The 12,845-nt window shown below is 56.6% G+C and carries 10 protein-coding genes (1 of these 10 running past the window's edge); 2 read left to right on the forward strand and 8 right to left on the reverse strand.

The window, feature by feature from the left end; genetic code table 11:
* The 6 genes from tyrS to GSUB_RS18700 all read right to left on the reverse strand — a co-directional run.
* Positions 1-623, reverse strand: partial view of a tyrosine--tRNA ligase gene (gene tyrS / locus GSUB_RS12215; RefSeq protein ID WP_040201008.1) — the 5' portion only. The gene continues 598 nt to the left of window position 1, outside the view; the window shows 623 of its 1,221 coding nt (coding positions 1-623); it begins with the start codon at positions 621-623; its stop codon lies beyond the left edge, outside the window.
* A gap of 38 nt (positions 624-661) precedes the next feature.
* Positions 662-1,444: a TIGR00282 family metallophosphoesterase gene (locus GSUB_RS12220; RefSeq protein ID WP_040201009.1), complete on the reverse strand. Its 783-nt coding sequence runs from the start codon at positions 1,442-1,444 to the stop codon at positions 662-664.
* Between the two features lie 140 nt (positions 1,445-1,584).
* Complete coding sequence (rny, locus tag GSUB_RS12225) at positions 1,585-3,147, reverse strand: ribonuclease Y (protein WP_040201010.1); 1,563 nt, start codon at positions 3,145-3,147, stop codon at positions 1,585-1,587.
* 37 nt (positions 3,148-3,184) lie between these two features.
* Positions 3,185-3,754 (reverse strand): 5-formyltetrahydrofolate cyclo-ligase, encoded by a 570-nt coding sequence (locus GSUB_RS12230; protein ID WP_040201011.1) that lies wholly within the window; start codon positions 3,752-3,754, stop codon positions 3,185-3,187.
* 476 nt (positions 3,755-4,230) lie between these two features.
* The gene (locus GSUB_RS12235; protein WP_040201012.1) at positions 4,231-4,524 is read right to left on the reverse strand and encodes a cell division protein ZapA; all 294 of its coding nucleotides are present in this window, start codon (positions 4,522-4,524) and stop codon (positions 4,231-4,233) included.
* A 14-nt stretch (positions 4,525-4,538) separates the two neighbouring features.
* On the reverse strand, positions 4,539-4,730 hold the full coding sequence (locus GSUB_RS18700) for a cell division protein ZapB (RefSeq protein ID WP_084212018.1): 192 nt from the start codon (positions 4,728-4,730) through the stop codon (positions 4,539-4,541).
* Between the two features lie 552 nt (positions 4,731-5,282).
* Between GSUB_RS18700 and GSUB_RS12240 the strand changes: the two genes are divergently transcribed.
* Positions 5,283-6,977 carry a transposase gene (locus tag GSUB_RS12240; protein WP_040201013.1) on the forward strand — a complete coding sequence of 565 codons (1,695 nt, stop codon included), beginning with the start codon at positions 5,283-5,285 and terminating at the stop codon, positions 6,975-6,977.
* Positions 6,978-7,257: 280 nt separating this feature from the next.
* Here GSUB_RS12240 and ftsY read toward each other — a convergent pair whose 3' ends face one another.
* Together ftsY and GSUB_RS12250 are read right to left on the reverse strand one after the other, a co-directional pair.
* Positions 7,258-8,736, reverse strand: coding sequence for a signal recognition particle-docking protein FtsY (ftsY, locus tag GSUB_RS12245; RefSeq protein ID WP_318025921.1), 1,479 nt, complete (start codon positions 8,734-8,736; stop codon positions 7,258-7,260).
* Between the two features lie 242 nt (positions 8,737-8,978).
* Positions 8,979-9,338 carry a roadblock/LC7 domain-containing protein gene (locus GSUB_RS12250; protein ID WP_040201014.1) on the reverse strand — a complete coding sequence of 120 codons (360 nt, stop codon included), beginning with the start codon at positions 9,336-9,338 and terminating at the stop codon, positions 8,979-8,981.
* 296 nt (positions 9,339-9,634) lie between these two features.
* Here GSUB_RS12250 and GSUB_RS12255 point away from each other — a divergent pair, with 296 nt between their 5' ends.
* Positions 9,635-12,817, forward strand: a complete 3,183-nt coding sequence (locus GSUB_RS12255; RefSeq protein WP_040201015.1) for a YhdP family protein — start codon at positions 9,635-9,637, stop codon at positions 12,815-12,817.
* Positions 12,818-12,845: the final 28 nt, after the last annotated feature.

The raw sequence follows: 12,845 nt of genomic DNA on the forward strand, positions 1-12,845 counted from the left end.
TGTTTCTGCAACTCGCGCCCGACCAGAAGGTTGAATTTCTGATCAGTCCCTCCCAGTTCGACATCCGCCTCGAGGGCAACAGAATCCCACCCCTGCACCAGGGGATAGAGGAACTCATGGATAGCGATCGGCTGCTGCCCCTGAAACCGCTTGTGGAAATCATCCCGCTCCAGCATGCGCGCGACAGTATGCCGCGCGGCCAGCTGAATCAGATCCGCGGCGGTCATCTTGCCCATCCACTCACTGTTGAAAACAAGCCGGGTTTTTTCCGGGTCAAGAATCTTGAATACCTGCTCCTGATAGGTGCGAGCGTTGTCCAGAACCTGCTCGCGGGTCAGCGCCTTGCGGGTTTCATTCTTTCCCGTGGGGTCGCCGATCATGGCGGTGAAATCACCGATCAGAAAACAGATCTGATGCCCAAGATCCTGAAACTGCTTGAGCTTCTGGATCAAAACCGTATGGCCGATATGCAGATCAGGGGCGGTGGGATCAAAACCCGCTTTGATGCGCAAAGGGCGACCGACCTCGATCGCCTCCCGGAGCTTTTCCTCAAGTTCTGACTCCACCAGGATCTCTACCGCGCCACGGCGGATCACATCCATTTGCTGTTTGACTGATAACATGGCAATCACCTTCAATGTCATCGCCCCGGTGAAGGGGCTCAGGATACTTCTTGAAAAATGCGCTCAATGGAACGCGCACATCCGTTATCTGCATCGACATCAAGCAGAACGGCACAAAGGACGGGATGCTTCTTGGCAACCTCAAAGCGCATGGGCACCTGCTTGAGGAATTTTTCAACAGCAATCTCTTTCTGGATGCCGATCACCGAGTCGAGACTCCCCGTCATCCCCACGTCGGTAATAAAGGCCGTGCCGCCACCGAGAATCCGCTCATCAGCGGTCTGAACATGGGTATGCGTTCCGACCACAGCGGACACACGGCCGGCGAGATAATGCCCAAAGGCGATCTTCTCGCTGGAGGCCTCGGCATGAAAATCCACCAGAATGACCTTGGCCCGATCGCGCAAACCTTCCAACAGCCGGTCGGCCGCGCGAAAAGGACAATCCAGGTTGTTCATAAAGACCCGGCCCTCAAGATTGACCACAGCGACCGGCGTGCCATCGGGCACAAAAAACACACCGCTCCCATAGCCCGCAAGCCCCGGCGGATAATTGGCAGGGCGCAGCACCCGAGACTCGCGCTCCAGCAGATCGAAGGCCTCTTTTTTGTCCCAGATATGATTGCCTGAGGTCAGTACATGAACGCCAAGGGCAAACAGTTCACGGGCGATCTCAGCGGTCAGGCCGAAGCCGCCGGCGGAATTCTCACCATTGGCCACCACCAGATCCACCTGGTGACGGTCAACCAGGTGATCAAGCCGGCGCTTGAGAGCCTGGCGACCCGGACGCCCGACAATATCTCCGACAAACAGAATTTTCAAAAAGCCCCCCCTTCACGCCGGATTGTAAACAGGCATGGCCCCAAACCTGTGATTCAGACAGGGGCCATGCCAAGTATCAGCGACGCACTGATCCGTTTTGGATATGAATGCTCAACCCTTACAAAATCTTGGAGAGAGCGCTACTTGGCGAACTCCACCGCGCGGGTCTCGCGGATGACGTTGACCTTGATTTGTCCGGGATAAGTCATTTCATCTTCGATCTTCTTTGCGATATCCTTTGCCAGCACAAAAGACTGGGCATCGGACACATTGTCGCTCGACACCATGACACGAATCTCACGGCCGGCCTGGATGGCGAAGCAGCTGCTCACCCCTTCAAACGAGGTACCGATGCGCTCCAGGTCCCCCAACCGCTTGACATAGGTCTCAAGAGTTTCCCGACGCGCCCCGGGGCGTGCGCCGGACAGGGCATCGGCGGCCTGAACCAGGATCGCCAGGACAGATTCGGGCTTTTCATCTTCATGATGCGCGGCCAGCGCATGCACGATTTTGGGGGTCTCACCGTATTTGCGCGCCAGGTCCGCACCGATTACCGCATGGCTGCCTTCGATTTCATGATCGACGGCTTTACCGATATCATGCAGCAATCCGGCCCGTTTAGCTTGTTTGACATTGATATTGAGTTCGGAGGCCATAATGCCGCACAGGAAAGCGACCTCAAGGGAGTGCTGCAGAACGTTCTGTCCATATGAAGTGCGGTATCTGAGGCGACCGATCAGCTTGATGATCTCAGGGTGGATGCCGTGCACACCGACGTCGAAGGTCGCTTGCTCCCCGGCATCACGGATGGCTGTTTCCACGTCTTCCTCCGATTTCTGCACCACCTCTTCGATACGTGCAGGATGAATGCGTCCGTCGGATATGAGCCGCTCGAGAGAAAGACGCGCCACCTCACGTCGCACGGGATTGAAGCCGCTGATAATGACGGCCTCCGGGGTATCATCAATAATCAGGTCGATCCCGGTCGCGGCCTCGATCGCGCGGATATTGCGTCCTTCGCGACCAATGATGCGTCCCTTCATTTCGTCGCTGGGAAGAGGCACGACACTGACTGTCTTTTCCGCTACGAAGTCCCCTGCATACCTCTGGATAGCCAGAGCAAGGATTTCCTTGGCCTTTTTGTCGGCTCGCTCCCTGGCCTCCTCTTCAATCTGCTTGACCATGCGGGCCGCATCATGGCGAGCCTCACTCTCCATAGTGTGGATCAGGTGCTGCTTGGCTTCCTGCGCGGTCATGCCGGCAATCAATTCAAGCTTCTCCCCCTGCTGGCGTACAAGCTCATCCAGTTCCCGGTCACGCGCCGCCAGCCGCTCTTCCTGTTGCGCAACGCCTCGCTCACGCTTGAGCAGTTCCTCTTCCCGCGCATCAACCTGGCCGACCTTCCGGTCCAGATGTTCTTCTTTCTGTAAAAGGCGTTTCTCCTGGACCTGAATTTCCCGGCGCAATTCCCGCGCCTCGTTCTCTGATTCCGTTTTAGCCTGCAGGATAGTATCCTTGGCCTGCAAACTTGCTTCTTTGCGAATATTGTCGGCGTCCTTGCGTGCTTCCTCGATTAATTGAGCCGCAGCTTTTTCAGCATCAGCCAGACGCCCTTCCGACAATTTGCGCCGCACGACATTGCTGCCGAAGGCGCCAGCGGCCACGGCAACCACAATCAACAGGATGGTCAGTTCTATACTCAAAGTCTTGATCCTCCTTGCCCTTTATAGATTAGCCCGGTCATTGCCGGGATTGCTCGCAATAGCGACAGCCCGCTTCCGTCACCACGGCATGCATGCGCACATCGTGAGCGTCGTAAGGCAGAGCCGTCATCCACTGAAAATCAAAACACAGGCCGGCCAGGCGGCAGGATTGAGGCGCCGCCCGCAAAGCCCGGTCGTAAAAGCCCTTGCCATAACCGAGCCTGTGGCCAACCCGATCAAAGGCGACCCCGGGGACCACCAGCAGGTCGATCTCACCAACATCAACCCGAGGCCCTTCGCCCGGCTCAAGCACACCGAAATAGCCATGCACTAAATCGCTCCGCGAGACAACCTCAACAAACTCAAGGTCGTCACCACACACGCGCGGATAGACAATGCGCTTTTTCTGCTGGCGTGCCTCGGCAAAAAGCGCTTCAGTGTAAACCTCATTCTGAACAGGGCTGTAAAGAGCCAGGGTGTCTGCCTCACGAAACAGGTCCAGAGCCATCAGATAGCTTTGGATCTCCAGGCTCAGTGACATGCATTGGTCAGCCGGCAAGCGACGGCGCTGACGAAGCAAGGTTTCACGAATCGTGGTTTTGGGCATGACGGCCCCCGGACAAACCCGGTGATCGCCGCAGGACGGATCGGACGGTAAAAGGTGGAAGAAACGGCAGGATCAGCCGAAAGCGAAGAGATTATCGAGGCAAGCGAAAAAATGTCATGCCGGCAATCATGTTAATAAAGCAGGATGATGACCCTTTTTAAGCTTTTAGTGGAAAGCAAGCATTAACAGGGACAACCTGAACGCCCTTTGGCATCCTCCGGAGAGAAAGCCTTTGCCACAACAATAGTCCCAATTCGCCTTCGGATTTATTCACCGGAGCAAATAAGCTCCCGGGAAAAACGGACCTGATGTCCGCATTAAATCTGCCGTTGGACCACTTTTGCCCGTACAACCTTCAAACAGAGATTACCGGCTTCAAAAGCGATGGAAAAGTTATCAACTCACAATTGCCTATACAATAGCACCCGACTTCGGGCAGAAAGCGCGCGAAGAACGGTTCTTTGTATATGATATATCTATCCTAACATTTCGTCAGAATTTGCGCTACCACCCGGCTGCTCGTTTAGAACCCGATCAATACGGTCGATGAGCTGCTCAACTTCCTGTATCTGCGCCTCATCAGCTCTTTTCATCCGCAGAAAAGAACCCGCGACATTGAGGAGAGCAAGAACCGCAGCATCCAGAGAATCTACCGCACGGTGACGGCCCGTAACCTCATCCAGAGATTGCCGCACAAAATCAACCACTTCACGCACCTGATCGCTCGTCGCATCGGTGCGCAGGGTATACTGCTGCCCAAGAATGGTCACCTGATGAGAGGTTTTCAGTGGCCCGACTCCTCCCGCTCTTCAAGCTTCGCAAGAATTCTGTCAAGCTCTCGACCAAACGTCTCGCGCTCTTCGAGAAGTTTCTCCTTCTCAGCCTGCAGTCTCTGACATTGAGCATCGAGACCGCGGACGCGTTCCAAAAGCTGATCGACCCGTTGTTCGAGGCGGTGTAAAACATCTATTTCCATATCAAATCCTATCTAGAGGTCAACCATCGATATTAAAAAAACACCACGGACAAGTCAAGCATTCTATCCAGCTCTGGATATTCGATAAACTCGCCCGCCCCTGGACTGGCTCAACCAGAGCGGCACACAAAATCCAAACTGGTTATTTACACGGCTCCAGGAATTTAGGCCGGAATAAGCGAAGCGTTTCCGGCAACCCGACCCAGCAGCAAACCTCGTAGCATGCCTGGGGCGGCTGACGCCTTATCCCGGTCTGCCTAATCCACGTTTGAGTAAGCGGACAACCAGAATCCAAAAAAAAAATCCAACACCGGGCCGGGAAGGGGCCATTTTTCGAAAATTTGCCTTCTTCGCCGCGCCCTTCAGGATTGCCCTTCTCGACCCCCGGGCTCCCCTGTAGGCCCTCCTGGATGCCTCGCACGATCCCCCTCGCGCGTTTCGCCCAAAAACCGCTCAGATCATGAATTTCGAAGCAGTTTTATCTTTTAAAAACAACCACTTACGCATGTTGCCGATTTGCTTTTCGCGCCATTTTCTGCTAGCGTTCCAACCATGAACCTACACGACCGTGCTTCCAGAAATATCGCCCGTCGACTCTCCTTTCAGACCGCCGCCAAAGACCAGGCCGGCATTGCCCTGGATCTGGCGGCGGGTAAGGACGTGCCGGAGGTTTATCACCTCAGTGACGCCGGCTTCTTCGACGAGTTCTTCTATTTCCTCGAAGAGATCGGGGTCATGCCTCGCCTGCTGGAGCTTGACCCGAAAGTCTCCAGCCGCCCGACGACCGTCCGCTTTCCTGCGGTCATCCTCATCTATCTGATGCGCATCGTCGCGGGCCTGGCGTTCTATTGGCACATCGAACCGGTGGTTCTGCACTCGCAGGCATTGATGCGCCTGGTGGGGTTCAACGGCCGGGAGATTCTGGAGGGGACGAGCCTGCGGGGGCGTAAAAAGCCCACCGCCGAGACCTCCCCGGAGGCTGCCGATAGCCCGGACGGCTCCGGACAGAGCGAGCCGGGCAGCCCGATCCGTGGCCCGGTCTGCGCCGATTCGATTGCCACCTACATCCAAGCGATTGCGGCTTCCGCGCTGGAGAGGCTCTTCAACACGGTGGTGGCGGTGCTGGCCGCTCGTTCGTTCTTTCCCAAGACCGTGCATGCGACACTCGATGCTTCGGAAATCCAGTCGACTCAGCGCTGTGAGGGCTGCGGCATGGTCTCCAAGGAGAAGCCGCCGACGCTGCGCCTGCGCAAGGGGCGCATCAAGAAGGTGCTGGAACGGGTCTTCGGGTTCAAGATCTGGGTGATCTGGGAGCCGGTCAGCGGCTTGCCGCTGGCCCTGCGCTTTGCCACCATCGAGACCGCCGATGTGACCCTGGCCCGGGAGGTGGTCGCCCAGGCTCTGAGCAATCTCGGCGGGCAGGCCACCTTGTCGTCGCTGGCCTTTGACCGGGGGTTTACCGATGGCGCCTTCTGGTGGTGGCTGCACCAGCAGGGGATCCACTTCTATGTCCCGGCCAAGAAGAACATGGCGGTCTATGCCGATGCCCTGGCCTGCGCTGCAAACGGGGTCCGCCAGAGCCGGCAGAAGACCCGCTCGGTCGGGCACGGCAAGAACAAGACCAGCGTGGTCGATCGCTGGGAGGCGGTCGGGATCGACGGACTCACCTCGGCCGGCTTCTATGGCGAGCACGGCAGCGGCTCCCACGAACATGCCGCAAACTTCTCGGCCAATCCGATCAACGCGGTGGTGGTCGTGGATGATCCCTACTGCCGAAACAACCCCGGTTGCGACACCATGGTGATTCTCACCAACGCTGCGGTCGCCAAGCCGCTTTGTGCCTACGATCGCTACGACCGCAGAAGCGAGATGGAGAACGCCCTGTTCCGGGAGGCGAAGCAGGCATGGTTCATCGAGCGGCCGGCAAAGAATACCGCCAGGGCGTTTCGGGCTCATGTCTACCTCACCCTGCTCACCATGGCGCTCTCCACGGCGTTTCGCACCTGGCTGGAGCAGCAGGACAAAAAAGAGCGCGCCGGGGAGCAAACCGGCATCCGCAAGTACCGGCAGCAGGTCCGTCAAGACAACGGCAACAAGGTCATTGTCTTCGACGAGGGGCGCTATGCCATCTTCGAGGTCTATGAGCTCGTCATTCTCTGCGGCAGAACGGTGGTCAGACCGCGAGGAGTGCCGGAGAGCATAACCACAACGGATATCCTGCGCAAGTACGGGGCGATTAAGGAATAGTCCCAATCCGCCAGCCACCCCACTTCCATCGCCCCATCCCTGCATTCCCTTTTTGGCTCGATCGTCTCAGTGCCCCCACGCAGACAGCCGCAAGGCGCCGCCCGTTGCATTTCGCAAGCCAGGCCAGCCGGCGCCTCCAAGCTCCCTCCGATATTCCGGATCGATACAACCCTACTTTGTCCGGGGTGTGCCCTGCTCAAGCCCACACAACGCTGTCAAATGGTGTGATTCGGGCCGTGGCTGTTCCGGCTCACTCGGTTTGTCGAATATCCAGTCCAGCTCAATCCCTGTCAAAAAGTGCGGCGGCAAACATCGCCGGATCGAAGGGGCGCAGATCCTCCACCCCCTCGCCGATGCCGATATATCTCACGGGGAGCTTGAGTTCATTGCTGATGGCCACAACAATTCCACCTTTGGCCGTGCCGTCGAGTTTGGTCAGGGCAATGCCGCTGACAGCGACCGCCTCGCTGAACAGCTTGGCCTGGTTCAGGGCATTCTGCCCGGTGGTGGCATCGAGAACAAGCAGGGTTTCATGAGGAGCGCCGGGGATTTCGCGATCCAGAACCCGCCGGATCTTCTTGAGCTCTTCCATCAGATTCGCCTTGGTGTGAAGCCTTCCAGCGGTATCAAGGATCAGAACATCCGCCTTACGCGCCACTGCCGCCTTGGCCGCATCGAACGCAACCGCGGCAGGGTCGGCGCCTTCGGAGTGGCGAATCACTTCAACACCGCTGCGCTCGCCCCAAATAGCCAACTGCTCGGAAGCCGCAGCACGGAAAGTGTCGCCGGCCCCCAATACAACACTGCGCCCTTCGTTTTTAAACTGTCGGGCCAGTTTGCCGATTGTCGTCGTCTTGCCCACCCCGTTGACGCCCACTACCATAAGCACGAAGGGTTTTGCCGCATCAAGGTCGAGGGGACCGCAGGCTTGCTCTTCAAGGCGACGGGTCAACTCTTCCTGCATGGCACTGCGTACGGCTTCGCCGTCAGCCAGTTCATTGCGATCCAGACGGTCTTCGAGAACCGCCACCAGGTCCTGAGTGGTTTTCATACCCAGATCCGCAGTAATCAGGATCTCCTCCAGATCTTCGATCAGATCGGCGTCGATCTCCTTTCGCCCACGCAGCAGGGTATCAATGCGACCGACCAGCGAAGCCTGGGTTTTGGACAGTCCCTGGCGCATCCGTTCAAAAAGACTGACCCTGGGCTCTTCAGGAATTCCTTCAACTTCCGGCGCCGCTTCCCGCTCCTCGGGAAGAACAACAGGCGCCTCCTCAGGCACAAGTTCCTCCTCCGCAACCGGTTCAGGCGCGACCTCTTCAGGGCGGACCTCTTCAACTTCAGCCTCTGCCTCGGCGGGAGGTTCAGCAGCCGGGGCTTTTCCCTCTTCAGGCTCCGCCCTGAGTTCCTCTTTGGGCGCAGGCGTCTCCTCCTCTTCTTCTGGGACTGGCGGCCTGAGAGCTTCTTCCGGCTCGAGCCCGGGTGGCGCTTCGCGCTTGAGCGCCTCACGCCGTTTGCGCCGTCTGCGCCGGAAAACAAGGAGGATAAAAAGAAGAACAACCAGAACGACCAGGAGATACAGCAACCCCAGTGCCACCAGGAAACGATATTCTTCAGGCACCCCATAGTGCCCCAGCATCAATGCGATATTGTCCAGAAGCTGCGCAAGCCAGACCATGGCATGCTGCAGAGCCTTATCTGCCCATTGACCCGCCTGGGTCAGGGTTTCGCTCAATTTTTGTTTAATCTCTTCCAACACGGCTCAATCTCTCCCTTATTTTTATGATGCACTCGCAAAAATTTTAAGGATGGCTAAGCAAAAATTTCGTCCTACAAGGCCTGGTGGTTTTTCAGGGGCGAAGGCATACATCAGGTATGTCGAGGTCCTGAAAAAACGCCGTAACGCCGTAGGACGGACTTTTTGCGACGCCATCATTTTATGACCGGAACACATGACCGGCCTGCATATCTGAGCTGCGGGTTTTGGCGACCTGCTTACCGTCAGGCAACCTCTTCATGAAGTTGTGGAGCATAGGCTTGCAGGACATGCCGTGCACGCGCCAACAGCCCCTCGCTCTCCAGCGTCAGGACAATAAAATACTCCTCAGTAACCGGCATGACAAGAATGAGACGGTTGTCGGCATGAATGGCGACCTCTTCCACTCCCGGCTCTCCAAGACGGGCAGCCGCCTGACGCAAAGAGTCAAGGATAATGCCGTGATGCGCTCCAAAAACTTTCAATTCGAAATCATCCATGCGGGCCGCATGGGCGACTGCTTCACCTTCCCAATCGGCAAGAACGACGCCCAGAGCGTCAGGAAGTTCGCCCAAAAGGTTCCGAAGAAGAGCATTTAAGGACATAATTTTTCGCTCCTGTCAATCTGAGGCACCGGGGACGTCGACAAAAATCGATGGACGAGAGAACCCACAATGAAGCGAGTCTCGATCATCCGCTGCCCGCTAATGAGACGGCAAGATTCGTGAGGGGGATATTAGCAATGGCTAAACCCCATGTAAAGGACAGTTTCGCATGCATCAGAGCTTGCCTACTCGCCGCTTTAGTGGGTACTATTAAAAATGATCTTCAGCATAAAGAAACAAAAGAGAATATCCGGCTTCACCCACACAGGATCTTACATTTTCAGGTAACGACTTCAATGCTTCGACGCCATCCACTGCTCGTCGCAGTCGGCCTTCTGCTCGTTGCGGCTGCGACAGCACTGGCCTTCGCCGTTGCGACCTTTGATTTAAATAATTATCGCAGCATGCTCGCTGACCGCCTCAGTCAGCAGTTGGGCCTCCCTGTGTCTATCGGTGAAGCGCGCTTTGCCCTGCACAAGGGGATCAATCTCGACTTCAGCAGCATACGCATCGGCGATGAAACCAGCGAATACGACCTCCGCGCCGAGCATCTGTTTCTGCGACTCAAATTGCGCCCCCTGCTGCAGCGCCAGATTTCTTTCACCGCTATCGAGATCATCTCCCCAACGGTCAGGATTCATTCATCATCTGCGACAAGAGCCGGTGAGGAGGACCCTGCCCCTCTTTCCATCCTTTCCTTGCTGCATGAAACAAAAGTAAAATTTCTAACGATCCGCGACGGCCGATTCCACTGGCAGCGGCAGAGCGACACACAGAAATCATGGGCAGCCTCATCCCTGCGACTCGCCAGTATCGACCTGACACTTGATGATATCGGGCCTGATGCAACGACCCGTGCCCAGTTCAAGGCCGACCTCCACCCGCAGGATTCCGAGCCTGTCCGCCTCAAAGCAGAGGTTGAGGTCCTCCCGGCAGACAATTGGGCCGACTGGAAGGGATGGCACGGGGAACTCGATCTACAGGTTCGCCACCTCGACCCGACTCCCTTTCTGAAAAGACACCTTCCTGCTTCAACTCTGGATGGCAGGGGAAATCTGACTGTTTCGGCCCAGGGTTCGGTGCGCGAAGGGCTTGATCTGAATGCTGTACTGGAAGGTTTGCACCTGTCCGCAGACGATGAAGCCCAATCCCTCCCCCTCCTGTTTGAATCCTCCGGCCGCGCTGAAGTCCGGGACGGCATCTGGAATCTGAGTTCGAGCACAGTCCGTCTCAATGACCTTAACCTGCAAGGTTCCCTTGTTCTTGAAGTCGAGCCCGAGCATCCTGAAAAAGCGCATCTGCAAGGAGAGCTTTCCAGCAACACGTTCTCCGCGGTAACCCTTCATCACATGCTTGCGGCCCTAGGCGCAGGCAATGCTCTCGACGCTCTTCAGGATACGGGTTCGCTGACCGTTGAAGCGCTGCGTTTCGATGGCCCGATTCGTGAGGCTTCCAATGCAGGCCTCGAATCAACGGAACTATTGAGGTATGCAGCCGTTCACGGTGAAAACCTGGCATGGGAAACGGCAGCAGGACCCGTCGAGAAGAACCGGCTGCAGCTGGTCTATGAGAACAGGCAACTTCGGATCACGCAAGGAAATTTCGTCTGGCAGGAGATTCCATGGTCGCTGAGTGGCCATATCGAGGAGCTTGCACCCGGGGCAACGCCACACCTGAACCTTAAAGGCGAAGCCCGAGCCGACATCAAGAAGCTGACACAGCTGCTTCCGAAACCAATTCCATCGGAACTGAACCTAAGTGGGCCGGCCGCAATCTCCCTGGAGGTCACAGAGAGTCCTTCCAGACCTAAATTAAATCTCGATCTCAACCTCTCCGAGGTTGCCGCACGCTGGGGAAAGGCAGTCCGCAAACCACCGGGCATGCCGACCACCCTTGGGCTGCAGGGCACCCATGAAGGAGAGAAACTCCAGATTCGCGGCGGGCATGTGGCTCTGGGAGGGCTTAAGGCGAATTTCGAGGGGGAGGTTGTCCTCAAAGGCGCCACCCCGTTTCGCTTTATCGTCCAGCTCTCCCAGTCCGACCTCGCAAAACTCGAACAACTGCTGCCGGCGGTTGAAGATTTCAGGCTGCAGGGCACGTTGAGCGGCGACCTTCTTTTGAGCGGCACCAGGGACCGTCTCGATCCACCTCAGGGCGAATTCACGCTCAAGGGGGGCGGAGCTCACTTTTTCAATGTCGTTGCCGACCTCAACCGCACCCAGGGAGAGATCTTCCTTTCCGGTCGGACAGTCAATGCCCCCAAGCTGAAAACCTACCTGGGGGAATCAGCCTTCGATGTCGCGGCACAGATCCCCGATTTGGCCGATTTTCGTCTGCTTATTGACCTGGAGGGGCAGAACCTCCGCCCGCAGGACCTGATCTTCAGAGGAGGCAAAACCAACCTGACCTCGGTTTACGGGCAGATGGCAATCGATACCAGAGGGATTTATTTCACTCCTGTCTACGCCCGCACCGGCGGCGGCACCCGCGCCGCTGTCAGCGGCGGAGTCCACGGCTACAGCAAGCCCAAGGTCGAGTTGTCCATCAACGCCGAATATGGCAATGTGGACGAGATTCTTGAATTCTTTTCAGGGCCGCCGCGCCAGGTGGGAAGCGACAAGAAGGAGACAGAACAAACTACGGTTGACATCAAAGTTAAGACAGAGGCGGGCACTTTTCATAAAATCGAATTCGCACAGGCCGAGGCGGACATTCATTATCGGGCGGGAATATTGCAGATCTACCCGCTTCACGCGGACCTCGCCCCCGGTTACTACGTAGGTCGGGTTGTCTGGGCCGAACCACCCGGCGCCGCTGCCCTGCTCAAAGTTTCAGGGCATCTGGAAGATGTCAATGCCGAAGAAGCCCAGAACATTCAAAGTGACGCCCCAGGGTTGATCACCGGCACGCTCCGCGGTGATTTCTACCTCGAAGGAGACAGTCATAATTTCATTGAAACCAGCCGCGGAGGGTTTTCTCTGGAGTCGCACAACGGGATCTTGAGGCGGTTCAATGTTCTGTCCAAGGTTTTCTCGCTGCTCAACGTGGCACAGATTTTTTCTTTTCAATTGCCGGATATGGCGCGCGAAGGGATGCCGTACCAGAGAATATCCGCCAATTTCAGCCTGCGCAACGGCATATTGACCAGTGAGGATCTTCTGGTGGACAGCAATGCCATCAATATGTCGATGGTCGGAGAGATTGATCTGGTGGATAACGAGATAGATGCCGTCCTCGGTGTCAAACCACTGCAAACGGTGGATTCCGTTATTTCAAAAATTCCCATTGCAGGCTGGATTCTCACGGGGGAGGATGAGTCACTGATTATGACTCATTTTCGTGTAAAGGGGGACCGCAGAAACCCCGAGGTCAAAGCGATCCCCGTCACATCGATTTCAGAGAAAGTTCGCGGCGTTTTTAAGCGGGTGCTGGGGTTTCCGGCAAAGGTTTTCTCCGATCTGGAAAAGGCAACTCAGTAGGACGCAGGGGGCAAGCATCACCTTCGAT

The organism is Geoalkalibacter subterraneus (genome assembly GCF_000827125.1).
Classification (GTDB): domain Bacteria; phylum Desulfobacterota; class Desulfuromonadia; order Desulfuromonadales; family Geoalkalibacteraceae; genus Geoalkalibacter_A; species Geoalkalibacter_A subterraneus.

Bases quoted from the DNA above. Each gene is read 5' to 3' on its own strand.
- GSUB_RS12240 (WP_040201013.1), top strand. From the start codon at position 5,283: ATGAACCTACACGACCGTGCTTCCAGAAATATCGCCCGTCGACTCTCC.
- GSUB_RS12255 (WP_040201015.1), top strand. From the start codon at position 9,635: ATGCTTCGACGCCATCCACTGCTCGTCGCAGTCGGCCTTCTGCTCGTT.
- GSUB_RS18700 (WP_084212018.1), bottom strand. From the start codon at position 4,730: ATGGAAATAGATGTTTTACACCGCCTCGAACAACGGGTCGATCAGCTT.
- GSUB_RS12250 (WP_040201014.1), bottom strand. From the start codon at position 9,338: ATGTCCTTAAATGCTCTTCTTCGGAACCTTTTGGGCGAACTTCCTGAC.
- GSUB_RS12230 (WP_040201011.1), bottom strand. From the start codon at position 3,754: ATGCCCAAAACCACGATTCGTGAAACCTTGCTTCGTCAGCGCCGTCGC.